Source organism: Methanocella paludicola SANAE, assembly GCF_000011005.1.
Taxonomy (GTDB): Archaea; Halobacteriota; Methanocellia; order Methanocellales; family Methanocellaceae; genus Methanocella; species Methanocella paludicola.
Genome location: NC_013665.1, coordinates 1,854,108 through 1,870,981, shown reverse-complemented (window position 1 = coordinate 1,870,981; position 16,874 = coordinate 1,854,108). Strand labels below are relative to the sequence as shown.

Genomic DNA, 16,874 nt, shown 5'->3' with positions numbered 1-16,874 from the left:
ATATTATGGCCAGGTTAATTTGCGTATTTGTTTTGGCCGCCTTGGTTACATCAGCCTTTTTTATGTCCGGATATGCGTCCTCGACGGATCAAAAACCGCTGATGCTGGATTCGGGGGCGGGGCTTAAGAAGCCAATGGACACGCTGATAGAAAAGTACCATAAGGAAAAGGGTGTAACTGTCATCCCCAACTATGGATCGGCGGGTGGCCTCTATGCACAAATCGAGAAAGGCCAGCCCTGTGACCTGTTCCTTCCAGCCGATTGGCTATATATCGATAAGCTTAAAAACGAGGGAAAGATAGTAGATTCAAAAAAATTTCTAAGGGACCACGTCGTGCTCATCGTATCAAAAACAGGAGAGAAAAAGGGCATAAAATCAGCGACAGACCTTACGAAGGATGGTATGACGGTCGCCGTCTGCGATAAGCGCGCTCCAGTGGGAAGGTATACGGAGAACGTGCTGAAGAGCCTCGGCATATGGGATACGTTACAGAAAAAGGGCAATATCAAGGCCCAGCCGGTGACGGTAAACCAGGCTGCATTGATGGTCAGGAACGACGACGTGGATGCAGCATTCGTCTTTTCCAGCACGGCCAACCTATATGGCCTCCACTACGCGGAAAAATACTCCCCAGCACAGAGCGGAGACATCACCTTCGGCCTCGGAACCATAAAAGGTGGAAATGAGGCGCAGGCCAAGAATTTCATGGATTACCTTATCCAAAACGCCGGAGAGTTCGAGCGGTACGGGTGGGAAAGATATGCGTAAGATCAGCCCATTCGAAATACTATTCATTCCCCTTTTTTTATTACTAATCGTCTACCCCGTCGCGGCTATCGTGGGCAACGTCACCCTGGTCGGCATATATAAGACCCTTTCCGATTCCTTTTTCTGGAATAGCTTTATAAACACTATACTGGCCGCTACCTTTGCCGCTCTGTTGGGGGTCTTACTGGCCATGGGTTTCGGATATTATTATATTTTCCATAAAAGTACTCTGATGTATAGGCTAGCCAACCTCACGAACGACCTCCCGATAGCCCTCCCTCACACCGTGGCTGGACTCGCATTGCTTCTGGCGTTCGGCAGGAAAGCATTCGGCTTTGCGGGCAGCACCGGCCTGGCTTTCACACTGTTTGCCGTCTCCCTTGCCATGTTCTTTGTATCGTATCCGCTGGCATCGAGGGCGATCGCCTCGGCCATAGACGAAGTGGATCGGGAGACGATCGACGTGTCCAGGACTCTCGGAGATACTCCGACAAAGGCCTATATCCGAGTCGTTATACCATTGATTGGCGAGGCGCTCATTTCTGCCCTCATCCTTGCTTTCTCGCGTTCACTGAGCGAGTTCGCCGCGGTCATCATGTTCGGGGGCAACGTGCCCGGCGCTACTCAGGTGCTGGCATCCTACGTGTTCACAAAGGTGGAGGAGGGTGAGGTGGAAATGGCCGTCACGGCGAGCGCCATTTGTGTACTACTATCGCTATCCCTTGTGCTCGCCCTTCGATTGTGGAACAGGCATATGGCCACGAGAAGAGGCATACGGAAAATGAAGGCCATACCTCTGCCGGGAGGGAAATGATGCTCGAAGCCCACGACCTCGTAAAGTATTATGACCACCGGCCCGTATTAAACGGCGCCAGCATCGCCGTCAAAGACGGCGAAACAAGAGTCATCATAGGCTTGAACGGGAGCGGAAAATCAACCCTTCTCAAGGCCATAACAGGCGTCATAAAGATTGACATGGGCGTCATCAAGATCGACGAAAAGGATGTGACCAATCTACCCCCTGAGGACCGAAACGTGGGTTATGTGCCGCAACACCCTTCGCTTTTCAACCACCTGACCATTGAGGATAACATTTCCTATAGCCTGAAAAACGGGCGAGGATCGAAAGAAGCATTCGCAAACGTCGTTTCGCTCTTAGGCCTGGAAAAATATCTTTTGATGAGGCCCGGGGAGCTTAGCGGCGGATACAAATGTCGGGTTTCATTGGCCAGAGCGATCATGTCACGGCCAAGGGTCCTGCTCCTGGACGAACCTATGACCGAGGTGGATCGGGCTAAAAAGGAGCAACTCCTGCCCACATTCAAAGATGTGCTAGGAGAATTTAGCATACCCGTAATATACATAACGCACGACCCGTGGGAAGCGGGGATGATCGGAAACACATATTCCATCATGGACAACGGCAAAATAGCCAGCATTGGTTCGCCCGAAGAAGCTTTCCGAATGATACGAGAACAAGCCTTACATAATATGATTTAAGGTTGAACCAGGAGTAATTATTATTCAGCTATTTTTATAAGAAAAAGTCCAGATTTAAAAGATACCATATACCCCCCCACTTCTATTTCGGGGATATATATAGCACCCCTGATTTTGCTATAATTTGGCGCCACTGCAACTAAGTCTGTTTTTTCAGTATTATAAATGGTATTGACGAATACAATAAAAAAATAAAATAACCCTGGATAAACACCCGGTAGCCTCTATGTCAGTGGCGTGAGCTGTATCTGTTTCGAAAGGTTATAGGCGGTCGTCAGGTCGCTGTCATTATACACGAGCACTCTCCCCATGACGAGCACGGTATTGTCCGAAAAGGCCATCTGCTTCATCCCAGCGGGCAGGTTCCCCTTCCAGCCGGGTCCACTCAGGAGATAGCTGCCTGCTTGGGTGCCGGTGGTGCGCTGGCCGACATAGGAGGCGTCACCCCAGGGGTCGACGAACTCTATGCTGTAGTATCGTCCACCCATGTCCGGCACGCTTAAAACCTGCGGCCCTTTACTCAGATCAAGCACACCTAGAGTGTAGAGCGTGTCGTGGTTTCCGCCTGCCAAATTGTTATGTGTAGATGGAGAAGCGAGGGTTGTCAGCGTATAGAGCGTATTAACGGGGACGGAGGAATTTGCTCCCCCGCCGTTATTGATTACCGCATTATCCAACGCGTTGTAAATTAGATGTGGATAATAGTAGATGTAGGCGACGGTGCCCACTCCCCACACTACGAGCATTACTAAGGCGAACAAGAGCAGCTGCTTGTGTTTGATATTCGGCATCAGCTCACCTCCATGACGGGTGGCACCTGGTACGAACCGTTCAGGATCGCCGGGCCGGGCAGGTAGGCGCGCAGCCATAGCATGAAGTTGCCGGAGGGCGCCGGCAGCCAGTTGGACTCGTTGCCGGATGGAGGTGCGTTTTGTATGTATATGTCAACGGACCCGTCAGCGTTCGGCGTAAGGTTCGACAATGAACCGAGGTTATAGCGATTTATCGAATTGTTCACCATCAGATAGTTTGAGTCTTCCATTGTCAACGACCAGAAGGCATTGTTCGGAGGGAGCCCTCCGGCGGGGAAGTGCATTATATAGTCATGTGTTCCGTTCAGCTTGCTACCCGTGCTGTCCACGGTCGTCGACCAGTACACCGCCTCCTCAGGCACATTAGCGGCGGAAAGGACCTGGGCGAATGCTGCCCGTAAAAGAATGTCGTTGCCCCATTCACCGTAATTCAAGGTGGTGCTCCAGCCATTGACATTCGTTTCCATAGAGTGGGCCACATAGTAAATGAGAGTGCCTCCGGTGAGGAATGCCAGCACCGCCCCCACGATAATTCCCAGCGCGATCACAGCGATGATTCTACTTTTTGTCATTTTGGGCGGCACTGTGTTCGTGGGCGTTTTTATGGTCTCCTTTTTTCCTGGTATGAAGTATCCGATAATAGCGCCGATAATGAGTAGGACTATAGTTAATATGATCATTACCGGCGTATGAGCTGCACGTGTCGAACCATACTCTACCCTTAAGAGTAGTAAACCAGTTATGCCTATAATAAAGCCTACTGCTCCACCTATTATTGTACCGTACAGCTTATTCATGTTTTAACCTTCATTTTATTTTTCTTAATAAGCCCTATAAAAACCCAATTTACCAATTTCACTAAAGACAAATCCGCTTCATTTCTATAAGAAAGATATGGTATCTTGACTTTTTCTTAAAAAAATCAGTGAATAATAATTACTTCTCTACCGCCGGCAGCATGGCCACGAACCTTGCGCCCTTCGTGCGGTCACCTGGCACCCGGTCCTCGACCCATACCCGGCCGTTATAGATATCGGCGAGTGTTTTCACCATGTATAGGCCGATACCGCTGCCCTTCGATTTAATGTCGCCCGTCAGTTTACGTTCGAATATCACGGATTTAAGCTCATCCGGTATGCCAGGGCCCTGATCGTCGATCGTAACCCTGTAGTAGACACGGCCGTTTTCCCTCGCCGGTTCAACGTTAATGTCGATCATGGGATGAGCTTTAGCGTGTTTTATGGCGTTCTCCACGAGGTTCGAGAACAGATCGTATAATAATTCGTTTGCCTTGACCATGTATCCAGAACTCATGAGGTAATTAATAGTGACGTTCGGGCCATACTGCTTTGAATAATTGTCCCGTACTTTCCCGAGCACCTGTCCGATATCCATCTCCCTCTCCGAATATTTGCCCGACCTCGCCTTCTGGAGCTTCTTTACATTGTCAATCAGCTTCGAGCTGTTCTCGAAGGCCGATTTGGGCTTCAGCAACATCTCCCGGCCCATCTCGTCCAAATCCAGCATGTCCAGGGCCATTTCAAGGAATCCCATTCCCACCTGGTTCATGTTGCTGATGTCGTGGCTCATCAGGTCGACGTAGAGGTCGGCCTGCATCTTGGCGGCTTTTAACTCATTTTCAACCCGCTTGCGTTCAGTGATGTCGAGGACAGTGCCAAATACTGTCGCCGGCCTGCCGCCTTCGTAGGACACCTCGGCCTTGTCGTCGATAAACCGCCGGGTACCGTCGGGGAGGAGTACCTGGTATTCCATGTCGAAGGGCTTGTTATACTTGACCGTCTCACCCAGCGCATTCATGAGTCTCTGTCGATCCTCCGGAGCAACTTGTTCGATGAATTGATCTAAGGGCGTTTCAAGGCCGGGAGTAAGGCCGAACATACGGTACAGTTCATCGGAGCCCCTCACCTTATTACTCGCCAGGTCCCACTCCCAGCTGCCCAGGTGAGCGATCCTCTGGGCCTTGTTCAGTTCGTACTCGCTCTCCCGAAGTGCTATCTCGGCCCGCTTGCGCTCCGTGATGTTGAAGCTCGTGATAAGGATGGTGGGCTCGCCTATATAATCGATAATAGTGGCTGTTAGTTCCTCCCAGAGCGTTTTGCCACCCTTCGTCAGGACCTTGATCTCGTAAGTGGAAGGTGCTGGCAAGCCCTGAAGCAGCTTGAGCCCCTGGCTTCGTACCAGCTCCCGAGAGTCCGGATGAACCACATCCCAAAACTTCATGGCCAGCAGCTCATCCTTCGTATAGCCTAGATCCTTGATCGTCTCTGGATTGACATAGATGAACTTATCCGCTCTCGTGAGTATGATCCCGGCCTTGGCCGACTCGGCGAGGGCCCGGAACTTCTCCTCGCTCTCTTTTAATGCTCTTTCAGCCTGCCTGCGCTCCGTAATGTCCCGGAACGCCGCGAATATGGCGGGCTTCCCCTCGTACCTGAACTTCATTAGCCAGATATCAACGTCAACTGCCCGGCCGTCAAGGCGTATGCATTTTTCCTGGACAATCGCCATAGGATCGCCCGTTTCGTGGATCATGCGGATGCGATCCTTAGCAACTTCATGGTAGTCGGGATGGATGAATTCGAAAATAGATTTACCGATGATGTCGCGGGGATGGAATGCCCCCAGAATTCTCGCCCCCTCTTTATTAATGAAGACGGTCCTACTGTCAACGTTGACCCATACCCCATACAAGGTCTGCTCGAGAAACTGCCGGCTCATCTCCTCGCCGCTCCTCAGGATGGACTCAAGCTTCTCCACCCGAGCCTTATAGCCTTCGAGGGTCGCATTGCGGGCCCTAAGCTCTCTTATCTCGGATAAAAGCTGGTCCCTGGCCTTATCATCTTCTTGAATGCCCGAAGAAAATCGAGGATTCATAAAATTCCGCTATAAAGAAATAGAAAATACGAATATTTATATATATTTTCAGGCCTCAACAACCACTAATAAAACAAGTATATTATACCATTTTAGCCTTGACCTTAATGTATAACTTGACTTTCTTACCTTCGCGTAGGTTCTTCTGGATACACCAGAGCGTGGATTTGGATACACCAGAGCGTGGATTTATTAATGCCCAATTCTTTTCGCTGTTCAGGCGTCATGTTCAAGATATACTCTCTGGTCGCAGTATCGTCGTTACGCTTAATGGGTACTCCGGGCACGTTGAAGTGCAGTTCCTTCTGCTTGTCAAGTACATAGTTCGCGAGCGTTTGTACATTGTCTCTAAGTACATACTGGTAAGTGTATTGTTTTTTCTTGTACGGCACTGCCGTGTTAATTTACGTGGTCAAGTCGCTCGTGTATAGCGACGATGGCGGGGTATAGGCCGAAGACCGCATACGAAGCGCCATACGCAGGGCGCCAGGTTCGTGGTCACTCTGCCCGCAGGAAAAGTTATTCTTACATTATTATAAAATATTTATATTAAGCCGTAGAGGTTTTATCTCGTGGAATTTTTTATAGATATAAACGCTAACTATTTAATCACTAATTCTTAGGTTTAGGTCGATGCATGACTGCGAAACGGGGGTCTCGGAAGAAGACAAGCAGCACCCGTAGCGTAGCTCCCGAGGATAAGGATCGGCGCATCAAAGAACTTGAAGACCGCGTTGCTATTCTGGAAAACGAGCTTCGGTCATGCCGGGAAAAGACCGCTCCTATCGACTTTATCGATCGTAAGCGGGCCGAGGAGGCACTACGTGTCGGCGAGGAAAGGTACCGTAGCCTTGTCGAGAGTGCCGGCGCCTGGGTATGGGAAACCAACCAGGACTTTGTTTTAACGTACGATAGCCCCAGGGGGCTGGAGATACTGGGCTATGGACCGGACGAGGTCATCGGAAGGCTCCCGTTCAGTTTTATGCCTGAAGACGAGCTTGAACGGATAAAATTGATCGTCGGGCCCGCCATAGCGAGGCATGACCCTATACAACGGATAGAGAACCGTTTGATCAAGAAGGATGGCAGCATAGCGACCATAGAGACGACCGCCGTTCCATTATTCGATGAGTCCGGGCGGTATCGGGGATATCGCGGAGTTAATCATGATGTCACCGAGCGCAAGCGGGCAGAGGAGGCATTAAAGGAGAGCGAGGAGAAGTACCGTTTCCTGGTGGAGAACTCGAAGGATGTCATCTGGAAGATGGACATGGAGGCACGGTGGACGTTCGTCAGCGGCAACGTGGAGAAGGTGAACGGGTACCGGCCGGACGAGATGGTGGGTAAACCCATCTGGGATTTTATAGCGCCGGAGTGCCACGATTTTATTAGAAAAAAGTTGCTTAAGCGTATGCGTGGAGAGGAGATCGCTCCTTATTTAACGTGGAGCATGAATAAGGACGGCGGCCGTACTCCCCTGGAGGTGGTCACCACGGCCATTACCGATGAGGCCGGGAAGATCGTGGGCGTGCAGGGCATATCCCGGGACATCACGCGGCGCTTGCAGGCCGAGAAGGCTTTGCAGGAGAGCGAAAGGCGGTACCGGGACATCGTCGAGGACCAGACCGAACTGATCGCTCTTCTGAATATCGACCTGGTGATCACTTTCGTGAACGACGCCTACTGCAGGTATTTTGGGAAGAAGCGGGAAGAGCTGGTCGGACATACGCTCCTGACCCTGGTCTCGGAGGAGGACCGGGAGGCCGTAAAAGCCAGTATCGCCGGGCTCAGCGAGAAAGATCCTGCAGCCTCCATCGAGCAGCGGGTAAAGCGACCCGACGGCAGCCTCTCGTGGACGGACTGGAAGAACCGTATCGTTTTCGATGAGCATGGCCGGCCCACAGGGTATCAGGCGGTCGGAAGAGACATCACGGAGCGGAAGCGGGCCGAGAAAGCGTTGATCCGGGAGAAGCATATTCTCACCAAGTCCCAGGAAGCGGCCCATGTGGGCAATTGGGCGTTTGATCTTCAGACCCGGGAAATCACGGGCTCGGATGAAGTATACCGGATATTCGGATATGAGCCTGGCGAGGTTAAGCTAAGCCGTGAATGGGTGCGGTCCCATGTCCTGCCCGAGGACCTTTCAATATTGGATAATTTCATGGTGGCCCGGGTTCGAGATGGAAGCCTGGGAAGTGTCGATTATCGTATAAAGAGGCGGAACGGTTCCGTGGGATACTTGAATACGATCGTGGATAAATCGGTCCGGGATAATGCGGGAAGGATAAGGCGACTGTACGGCATTATCCAGGACGTTAGCGGGCGTAAGCAAGCTGAAGAGGAGATGAAAACCGCAAAACAACAATCGGAATTGTACCTGGACTTGATGGGCCACGACATCAACAACATGCACCAGGTGGCACTCGGATATCTTGAATTGGCCAGTACTATGCCGCCGGGTGAAGAGCAAGCGAAACTTCTGGAAAAGCCCGTTGAAGTGTTACAACGTAGTACTCAGCTCATTCTGAACGTGAGGAAGCTTCAGAAGCTCCAGGAGGGCGTGTTCCAGACCCAGGAAGTCGATGTGTGCGAGGTGCTCATGGGTGTGCGACGGGAGTTTGGTACAATTCCAAACAAGGCCATTACTCTAAACATGAATGGGTGCGATCAATGCCTGGTCCATGCCAATGAATTGTTACATGACGTATTCGCCAACCTGGTGGGTAATGCGATCAAACACACCGGGGATCGTGCGGACGTCGTGATCGACATGGATATTTTAAAGGATAACGGCAGAAAGTATTGCAGAGTTATGGTGGAGGATAACGGCCCGGGCATCCCCGATGATTTCAAGGGTAAGATCTTTAACCGGATGCTGCGGGGCACCACAAAGGCAAAGGGCATGGGCCTCGGACTATATCTGGTCAAGTCGCTCGTCGACAGTTACGGTGGCCGGGTGTGGGTCGAAGACCGGGTGCAGGGTGACCACACGAAGGGCGCCAGGTTCGTGGTCCTGCTGCCAGCCTTAGAAAAGTAATATTATACGACTATTTTCATAAGAAAAAGTCCAGAATAATTAATTTATTCAATAAGGGCCGGCATCGTATGGCGTACAGGAACGGGCGATTACTGTGACTCATTTCTGCCGGCCCTGATGGTGAATTCGTCGAAAGACTTATAGCCGCTAAGGTATAAACTAGTCAAAGTTACTTTCGACGCTTTAATTCTTTAAAAAGGCAGGTCATTTTATGAGGGATATCGAGCCCATCAGGGCGGAGCTAGAAAAGTTCACGCAGGAGATCGAAAAAGAGCATTACGATAATCTTTCGGGCCAGAAGGAGGATCTGAACACTTCGGCCATATACGGCAAGTATAACGGTATTTTTACGGACGAGACGCTGGTCGAGGAAGTCAAGAACCGGCGCGTGTACCAGCGCGGCCCCGACCGGATGCGAATGAACTACCTATACTCTTTGATCCTGTCGAGCTACCTGGCGAGGACCACCACGGAGCTGGCCGATAAGATCAGCACCATGGAGACCAATATGGAGGTCGAGGTGGACGGGAAAAAGATACCGTTCCGCTATTCTGCCGTTACTCTGGCGAATGAGCCCGACCATAATAAGAGGGAGATCATCGACAGGGCCCGGGACCCGGTGTTCGAAGCCGTCAACCCGCTTCGCCTCGAGGTAATGAACAAGGACCACGAACTGGCAAAGGCGCTCGGGTACGGCAATTACGTGGAGATGTGCAGGGACGCCGGCGGCATCGATCTTTATGGCCTGAAAAAGCAGATGCAGAACGTCCTGAGCCGCACCGACCGGCTCTATGCACGATATTTCAAGCTGGCATGCAGCAACATCCTGAAGCTCAACCAGTCCGATGTACGAAAGCACGACATCGGCTTCCTGTTCCGGGCGAAGGGCTTCGACAGCCTGTTCAGCCAGGAGAGCATGATGAAGGCGCTGAACACGACGCTGGACGGCATCGGCCTGTCCCTAGGCGAGAACCCGAACATCCGCCTGGACACGGAAGTCCGGGAAAAGAAGAGCCCGCGGGCTTTCTGCTCCCCGGTCCATGTGCCCGACCAGATCATGCTGTGCATCCTGCCTAAGGGCGGGCTGGACGACTACCGGGCGCTGTTCCACGAGATGGGCCACTCCCAGCACTTTAGCAACGTGAGGGCGGAAATGCCCTTCGAGTTCAAGTATTTAGGCGATAATTCCGTTACGGAAGGCTTCGCCTTCCTCTTCGAGCACCTGGTGGCCGATAAGGCCTGGCTCTCGGAGACCATGGGGATGAGCGAGAACGACGCCATGGACGTGTCGCAATTCCTGAACTTCCAGACGCTCTACATGGTCCGGCGGTATGCGGCCAAGCTCCTTTACGAGCTGGAGCTGCACTCGGGCGCAAAGGACCCCGAGAAGCTGTACGCTAAGACGCTGGAGGACGCGCTCAAGTTCAAGCACCCGGAAATACACTACCTGTACGACGTGGACTCGGGCTTTTACTCGGCCAACTACCTGCGCGCCTGGATGTTCGAAGTCCAGCTGAGAACTGTTCTTGCCGACCAGTTCGGGAGCACATGGTGGAAAGAGAAGGGGTGCGGTAAATATCTTAAAGAGATGTGGAGTACGGGCCAGAAGTATACGGCCGACCAGCACGCTAAGGGCCTCGGATACTATGGAATTGACGAGTACCCGCTGATAAAGGAAATGGAGAGAAAGCTGAGGTATTGATATGACGGATATTGTTCACCAGATACACGATTCACTTAAAGAGCTTATGGACATTCACCCTGGCCAGAAGGCCCTGATCGTTCACGACGAGCATGCCCGGGACGTGAGCCTGCTCACGAAGAAGGCGCTGGAACTTGAGGGCGTGAAGGTTTATTCGTATAAGCTACCTGAGGATAAGCGTCCCTTGAAGGATACTCCGGAAGACCTAAGAGCTATCATCGATAAGATCAAGCCGGACCTGTTCTTTAATCAGCTGAAGGGTTATGCGGAGGAGACGCCGTTCCGTATCGCGCTACACCACGAGGAGTCGCAGTTCGGCGCCAAAGTGGGCCACTCGCCCGGCGTCGAGATGGGCATGTTCGAGTATCCCATGACTGCCGACTTCAAGACGATGAAGGCACGCGCGGAAGCGCTGAAGAAGAAGTTCAAGACCGTGAGGTCAGTGAGGCTTACCACGCCTGCCGGGACCGACCTGAGCTTCGAGATCGAGGGCCGCGACTTTAACGATGACATCACCATCCGGCCCGGCCACATGGGCAACCTCCCCGCGGGCGAGATATGGTGCGCTCCTGTAGAGCAGAGCATGAACGGCACCATCGTGGTCGACGGCAGCATCGGCGACCTGGGGCAGGTAAAGGAGCCCCTTATCATGACCGTCAAGGACGGCTTCGTCGTCGATGTAAAGTCGAAGGATAAGGCGCTGGAGAAGCGCGTCAAGGAATTAATAAAAGTCGACCGCGAGGCGTCTCTGGCGGGCGAGTTCGGCATCGGGCTGAACCCGAAGGCCAGGCTCACCGGAAACCTGCTCGAGGATGAGAAGGCCGGCAGGACCCTGCACATCGCGTTCGGCAACAACACCGACATGCCCGGAGGGCAGAACAACAGCCAGACGCACAGGGACTTCCTGTTCAAGGCCCCGAGCATCATCACCGACTCCGGCGAAGTGCTCATGAAGGACGGCGAGTTCCAGGGCTATTAACCCTAAAATGATAAATAGTAATAGGGAGCTTAGAACTTTCATAAGGCGAGGATGTTATCGTGGAAGAAGAATCAAAGTCACTGCCTCCTAAGGATAATTTCAGCGAATGGTACAATGAGCTGTTGATGATGGCGCAGGTCATGGACGTGCGCTACCCGATCAAGGGCATCTACGTCTGGTACCCGTTCGGCTTTTCCATCCGTAAGAAGGTCTATAACATGCTGCGTGCGCTCATGGACGTCGACCACCAGGAGTGCTACTTCCCGATGCTTATCCCCAAGCCGGAACTGCTTAAAGAGTCTGAGCATATTAAGGGCTTTGAGGATGAGGTGTACTGGGTCACCCACGGTGGGCTGTCTCCCCTGGAGATCCCGCTGGCCCTGCGCCCCACCAGTGAGACCGCTATTTATCCGATGTATAAGCTGTGGATCCGGTCTCATGCGGACCTGCCCTTGAAATTATACCAGATCGTGAACACGTTCCGGTATGAGACGAAGCAGACCCGCCCGCTGATCCGTTTGAGGGAGATCACTTCGTTCAAGGAGGCCCATACCGCTCACGCTACGTGGGAAGATGCAGAAAAGCAGGTACACGAGGCGATGGACCTGTACAGCGACTTCTTCACGAAGCTCTCCGTGCCGTTCGTCATAAACAAGAGGCCGGACTGGGACAAGTTCCCGGGCGCCGACTATACGATGGCCTTCGACACGTTAATGCCCAACGGCAGGTCGCTGCAGATCGGCACCGTCCACCACCTGGGCACCAAGTTCGCAAAGACTTACGATATCACCTACGAGGACGATAAAGGGGAGCGCCAGTACGTGAACCAGACGTGCTACGGCATCTCCGAGCGGTGCATCGCGGCGGTCATCGGCATCCACGGCGATAATAAGGGCCTCGTGCTGCCCCCGAACGCAGCGCCTACGCAAGTGGTCATCATCCCGATCGTCTTTAAGTCCGGCGGAGAAGAGGTCCTGGACGTATGCCGGAAGGTCAAGGCTATCTTGAACGATTCGGGCATCACCGCCGTTTTAGATGATACTAACGAGCGCCCCGGCGCCAAGTACTACAAATGGGAAATGAAGGGCGTGCCCTTCCGCATCGAGATCGGCCCGAGGGATATCAAGAACAACGCCGTTATGCTCGTGCGCCGTGATGGTGTCAAGCAGTCCATACCCATGGATGGGCTATCGCAGACTGTGCAGAACAAGCTCATGGACTTCCAGGCGGAATTATTAAAGAAGGCTTCCGACTTCATGTGGTCGCGCATCAAAGACTGCGCCACGCTGGATGAGGCTAAAGCCCAGATCGAGTCGGGCTGGGCCCGTATGTCCTGGTGCGGCGAGAAGGCCTGCGGCCTGGAAATGGAGAATGTCACTGGCGGTAAGCTGCTTGGTGAGCCCAAGGGTATGACCGGGTCCGGTACTTGCCCCGTCTGTGGTAAGCCTTCGGATAAGGTCGTGCTTGTTGCTAAGTCCTACTAAAGCAACTTTTTTCTTTTCCATATTTTGAATTTACTGGCACAGCCTTTTAATATTTATATTTAGTTCCTTAACAGAGTTATCGATTTTCGCTGATTAGTTCGGTCGGTAACACGAACATCACCAAAGGAAATAAACCACAAATTTATTTTTAGAATTTTTTCTCACTAAAACACTAAGTCTCCAGAACACCGTCAATGCTCGAACGGCGCTAATCCACAGGGCAGTGCCCGAATGCCCGAAGCCTCAAACTCGAAATGAATTCCCAAAAGCTCGAATTCACATTTGAAACGCTAAACGACATAGCACTGCTCGAATTGCGAAGCAAAACTCTCTAAGGCTCGGCTAAACTGCCAACGGCCCGAACACCCAAAATACGGGGGAACGACCGGGCTTTTAGAGTGTTCGTGCTATGTCGTTTGGCGTTTCGAACGTGGTTTAGAGACTTAGAGCATTCGTTTCGGGTTAGCGCGTTAGAGGCTTAGAGCACTGCCCTGTGTATTAGAGAGTTCGGGCATTGACGGTGAGCTAGAGATTTAGAGGCTTCGTGAGAAAAATCTTAAAAAATGAATTAGTGGTTTAATTCCTTTGGAGATGTTCGTGATACCGACCAAACAAACCAGCGCCCACAGCTCCCAATAAACTATTAGAAGATTATTTTTTTACTACCTTTTTCTTCTGCTCAGCCAGCGTATACAACCTGGCAGCAATCGCCCCGATGGCGGTGCAGGTCTCTAGCGAGATACCCTTACCATCAGTGATGTCGAGGTGGTAGTGTGCCATTTCAAAGTATTCCTTGGGCAGACCCTTGCGGCCCAGGCCAATAAGAATGAACAGTGGCTTATTTTTTACCATCATGTCGGCGATCTCTTCCGCCGAAGCCTTCTTTTTCTTTTCAGGCTTAGAAGTAGTAGCCACCAAAGCACCGAACTGGGCGGGAAAGCCCTTCTCGGGCACATCCATGACGTAGAGACGTTTCTCATCGTACAATTTTTGCAGGTAAAGGCCCGAGCCGCCGATGGTCGTATTATCCTTAACGAACGCGACCAGCTCCTGCTGGCTGAAATCATAAGGGAAGCCCACTAACGCCAGGTTGAAGCCGTAGGCATAGGCGATTGGCGCTCCCCGGGCGATGCCACGGTAGTGTGCCTCAACTACCTTCACCTTGTCGTATGTATTATAAAGGCCCAGCGTCAGCATCGTTCCCTATAAAGGCATCTCGCCATAAAACCATATCGGTCAGCTAAATATTCCTATTGGCGACCCCGCCATAGACCTCCGTGCCGCCCGACTCTGCAATATCGTGCAGGACGGCGACGATGTCGGCCATGGTCACGATGTCGTCGGGATTCTTGCCATTGTACATGAACATGATAAGGCCGGCACAATTCATAATAAAAACGTTCGGGCCGAGCAGCTTATCGTAAGGGTTATAGATCTCATACTTTTTAAGTACGGCGCAGTCCTCGTCGCTCAGGATGTGGAACGGCAGCTTATGCTTCTCTACGAGGGACTTATTAAATGCGACGCTGCCCCAGGAAACGACGAGTACGTCGCCGCAATGATACAGGATACGCTGGTAGCTGTCCTTCAAATAGTCGAGCTGCCTGCCCGTGTCCGCATCGTCCACGGCACGGATGAAAACGAGCACTACGCTGCGGTCCCCTAAAAAGCCATACAGGGAAACAGGCCTGCCATCCTCATCATTCAGGCGAAAGTCAGGGGCCTTATAGCCCGGCTCAACGGAAAGCTGCTCATACTTATGCCCATACTCCATAGCATGGATACGTTGACCCGTATGTTTAAAAATATGGCCCGATTTTAAGTCAGGCGGCGAAGCGTTTCCATCAGCTTATCGTTCGGCGGTATCTCGCCCGGGAACTTGCTCACGAACCTGTAGCGGATCCGGCCCGAGCGGTCGATGATGAATATCGAGGCGTCGTCCCCGTTCTCCAGGTCGTCGTATACGCCGTACTCCTTTATCACGCTCTTCCCGGGGTCCGCAAGGAGCTTGAACGGTATCTTATACCTGGTCGCGGTGTCGCGGGCCTTATCGACGTCGTCGGGGCTGATGGCCAGGATATCGGCGTCGAGGCTGCGAAAAAAGAGGTAGTCGTCGTTAAGCTGCGACAGCCAGCGCATGCTGTACGGGTCGGCCTCGCCCCGGTAGAACACGAGCAGCACGTTCACCCTGTCCCTGAAGTTAGACAGCATAACTTCCTCGCCGCGCGAGTCCTTCAGCCTGAAGTCGGGCGCAAAGTCGCCCATGCCGGCAGCCTCCTCGATCCTGTACATCCCCTCACCATAAGCATAATGGCATATGACATAAAAATGATAATCTTAGAAAAACACGATTGCGCCCAATATTTATTTATATTACTTCCATCATTAAACGGATATGCTTCAGCCATCAAGGCTGTACCAGCCATCAGAGCTGAATTAAATCTCATAGAGGTAATGTAATGAAGTCTCAGGGAAAATCTATAAGGAAGCCCACCGGAGGCAGGCTCAGGCCGAACCGCGGCAAGAGGAAGTTCGAGCTGGGCAGCGAGATCACGCAGCCGGTCATCGGTGCTACCAGCAGAAAAGTCCTAAATGTAATGGGCAATGGCTCCAAGGTCAAGGTCCTCAAGGAAAACGTCGTGAACGTCACCGACCCGAAGTCGGGCAAGACCCAGAAGGCCAAGATGACCACTGAGGTCGAGAACCCCGCGAACAAGAACTACGTCAGGCGTAACATCCTGACGAAGGGCGCCGTCGTCATGACTGAGCTCGGCAAGGCGAAGATCACGAGCCGCCCGGGCCAGGATGGCGAAGTTAACGCGGTCCTTATTAGCGAGTAGATCTTTGTTTGTGGCGTAAGCCACTCCCCTTCTTTATATTGTTTATTTTAATACTGTTAGCAGTATAGCTGTCGCTATCAGCAGGATAGCTGCTATTATTAAGAAGAGTATGAACACGTAGGCGAGTAAAAAGACTGTTTTGAGGATAGCCTCGGTGATACGGTTTACCGTAAAATTGCGTTTGCTCTGCTCGTAACTAAGCGTGTAGGGCATGTTGAGTTCTTCAAGGCTAAAGAGGTCGTGCATGCGGCCCCCTGCATAATAGCTGCCGATATCGCCGGTAGTATGGAACGCTTTAAGGATGCACGTCATTCCCGGTACATGGCGTCTGCCGACAAGGACGGCGCATTTTCCCCGAAGCTCCCCCGACCTTATTAATTTAGCAAGCGTCCCGGCCATGTACTCATCGCGCTCGTAAATGTAGGCTATGGTGTCCCTCTCCGACCACCCGAAGGTAAAAAACCTGCCTCCTGTCATCTTTTTGAAAATGCCGGGACGGAGGTTGAAAGCGAATGTAGAAAGGACATTGAATGGAAGGAAAAAGTACCGGACGAGTGCCTCACTTAAAAACACGGCAGGAGACGTGCCGCTATAATACCTGGATACGGTCACATCAATGGACCGGTCGATACATACGATACGGTCGGGGTAGCGCTTCCGAACCAATTCAAGCTCGATCGACCTGGTCGGCTGCAATGGCTCAAAGAGCTCAATACAAACATAGTCAGGAGAGAAACGCCCGACCTCTATGAGCACATCCCGGGCAGCCTCCCTCAACGAATGAACCGAGCCGATAAGCTCAACGCCCATATCCTCGATTATTCTGACCCGCACCGGCCGCTCGAACAACATCCA

The 16,874-nt window shown here is 52.1% G+C and carries 15 protein-coding genes; 8 read left to right on the top strand and 7 right to left on the bottom strand.

Annotated features, from left to right (window positions below):
* Positions 1-62: 62 nt before the first annotated feature.
* Genes modA through MCP_RS09405 form a run of 3 tightly spaced genes read left to right on the top strand, consistent with a single transcriptional unit; the run spans position 63 to position 2,270 of the window.
* Positions 63-770 (top strand): molybdate ABC transporter substrate-binding protein, encoded by a 708-nt coding sequence (modA, locus tag MCP_RS09415; protein ID WP_197525913.1) that lies wholly within the window; start codon positions 63-65, stop codon positions 768-770.
* Positions 763-1,584 carry an ABC transporter permease gene (locus MCP_RS09410; RefSeq protein WP_012900611.1) on the top strand — a complete coding sequence of 274 codons (822 nt, stop codon included), beginning with the start codon at positions 763-765 and terminating at the stop codon, positions 1,582-1,584. Before modA ends, MCP_RS09410 begins: the two co-directional genes overlap by 8 nt.
* Entirely contained in the window at positions 1,581-2,270 is a 690-nt protein-coding gene (locus MCP_RS09405) for an ATP-binding cassette domain-containing protein (RefSeq protein WP_012900610.1), read from the top strand. Before MCP_RS09410 ends, MCP_RS09405 begins: the two co-directional genes overlap by 4 nt.
* A 224-nt stretch (positions 2,271-2,494) precedes the next feature.
* On the opposite strand, the gene MCP_RS09400 is transcribed toward MCP_RS09405, so the two are convergent.
* The 3 genes from MCP_RS09400 to MCP_RS09390 form a co-directional block, all read right to left on the bottom strand.
* Positions 2,495-3,061: a DUF1254 domain-containing protein gene (locus MCP_RS09400; RefSeq protein ID WP_012900609.1), complete on the bottom strand. Its 567-nt coding sequence runs from the start codon at positions 3,059-3,061 to the stop codon at positions 2,495-2,497.
* Complete coding sequence (locus MCP_RS09395; RefSeq protein WP_128860019.1) at positions 3,061-3,654, bottom strand: DUF1214 domain-containing protein; 594 nt, start codon at positions 3,652-3,654, stop codon at positions 3,061-3,063. The genes MCP_RS09400 and MCP_RS09395 overlap by 1 nt, the downstream gene beginning before the upstream one ends.
* A gap of 364 nt (positions 3,655-4,018) precedes the next feature.
* The gene (locus tag MCP_RS09390; protein WP_128567139.1) at positions 4,019-5,977 is read right to left on the bottom strand and encodes a PAS domain-containing protein; all 1,959 of its coding nucleotides are present in this window, start codon (positions 5,975-5,977) and stop codon (positions 4,019-4,021) included.
* A 637-nt stretch (positions 5,978-6,614) separates the two neighbouring features.
* On the opposite strand from MCP_RS09390, the gene MCP_RS09380 reads away from it, so the two are divergent.
* From MCP_RS09380 to proS, 4 genes are all read left to right on the top strand, one after another.
* A complete protein-coding gene (locus MCP_RS09380; RefSeq protein WP_012900605.1) occupies positions 6,615-9,014 on the top strand; it encodes a PAS domain S-box protein in 2,400 nt (799 codons plus the stop codon).
* Between the two features lie 211 nt (positions 9,015-9,225).
* Positions 9,226-10,716, top strand: coding sequence for a hypothetical protein (locus MCP_RS09375; RefSeq protein WP_012900604.1), 1,491 nt, complete (start codon positions 9,226-9,228; stop codon positions 10,714-10,716).
* 1 nt (position 10,717) lies between these two features.
* Positions 10,718-11,695, top strand: a complete 978-nt coding sequence (locus MCP_RS09370; RefSeq protein WP_012900603.1) for an aminopeptidase — start codon at positions 10,718-10,720, stop codon at positions 11,693-11,695.
* A gap of 59 nt (positions 11,696-11,754) precedes the next feature.
* Positions 11,755-13,179 carry a proline--tRNA ligase gene (proS, locus tag MCP_RS09365; protein ID WP_012900602.1) on the top strand — a complete coding sequence of 475 codons (1,425 nt, stop codon included), beginning with the start codon at positions 11,755-11,757 and terminating at the stop codon, positions 13,177-13,179.
* 651 nt (positions 13,180-13,830) lie between these two features.
* Here the strand turns inward: proS and MCP_RS09360 are convergent.
* Genes MCP_RS09360 through MCP_RS09350 form a run of 3 tightly spaced genes read right to left on the bottom strand, consistent with a single transcriptional unit; the run spans position 13,831 to position 15,471 of the window.
* Positions 13,831-14,376 carry a DUF531 domain-containing protein gene (locus MCP_RS09360; protein WP_012900601.1) on the bottom strand — a complete coding sequence of 182 codons (546 nt, stop codon included), beginning with the start codon at positions 14,374-14,376 and terminating at the stop codon, positions 13,831-13,833.
* A gap of 43 nt (positions 14,377-14,419) precedes the next feature.
* Complete coding sequence (locus MCP_RS09355) at positions 14,420-14,953, bottom strand: redoxin domain-containing protein (RefSeq protein WP_012900600.1); 534 nt, start codon at positions 14,951-14,953, stop codon at positions 14,420-14,422.
* 44 nt (positions 14,954-14,997) lie between these two features.
* Positions 14,998-15,471: a peroxiredoxin family protein gene (locus MCP_RS09350; protein ID WP_012900599.1), complete on the bottom strand. Its 474-nt coding sequence runs from the start codon at positions 15,469-15,471 to the stop codon at positions 14,998-15,000.
* A 167-nt stretch (positions 15,472-15,638) separates the two neighbouring features.
* Between MCP_RS09350 and MCP_RS09345 the strand changes: the two genes are divergently transcribed.
* Entirely contained in the window at positions 15,639-16,019 is a 381-nt protein-coding gene (locus MCP_RS09345; protein WP_012900598.1) for a 30S ribosomal protein S8e, read from the top strand.
* Between the two features lie 42 nt (positions 16,020-16,061).
* On the opposite strand, the gene MCP_RS09340 is transcribed toward MCP_RS09345, so the two are convergent.
* Positions 16,062-16,871: a hypothetical protein gene (locus tag MCP_RS09340; RefSeq protein ID WP_231845053.1), complete on the bottom strand. Its 810-nt coding sequence runs from the start codon at positions 16,869-16,871 to the stop codon at positions 16,062-16,064.
* Positions 16,872-16,874: the final 3 nt, after the last annotated feature.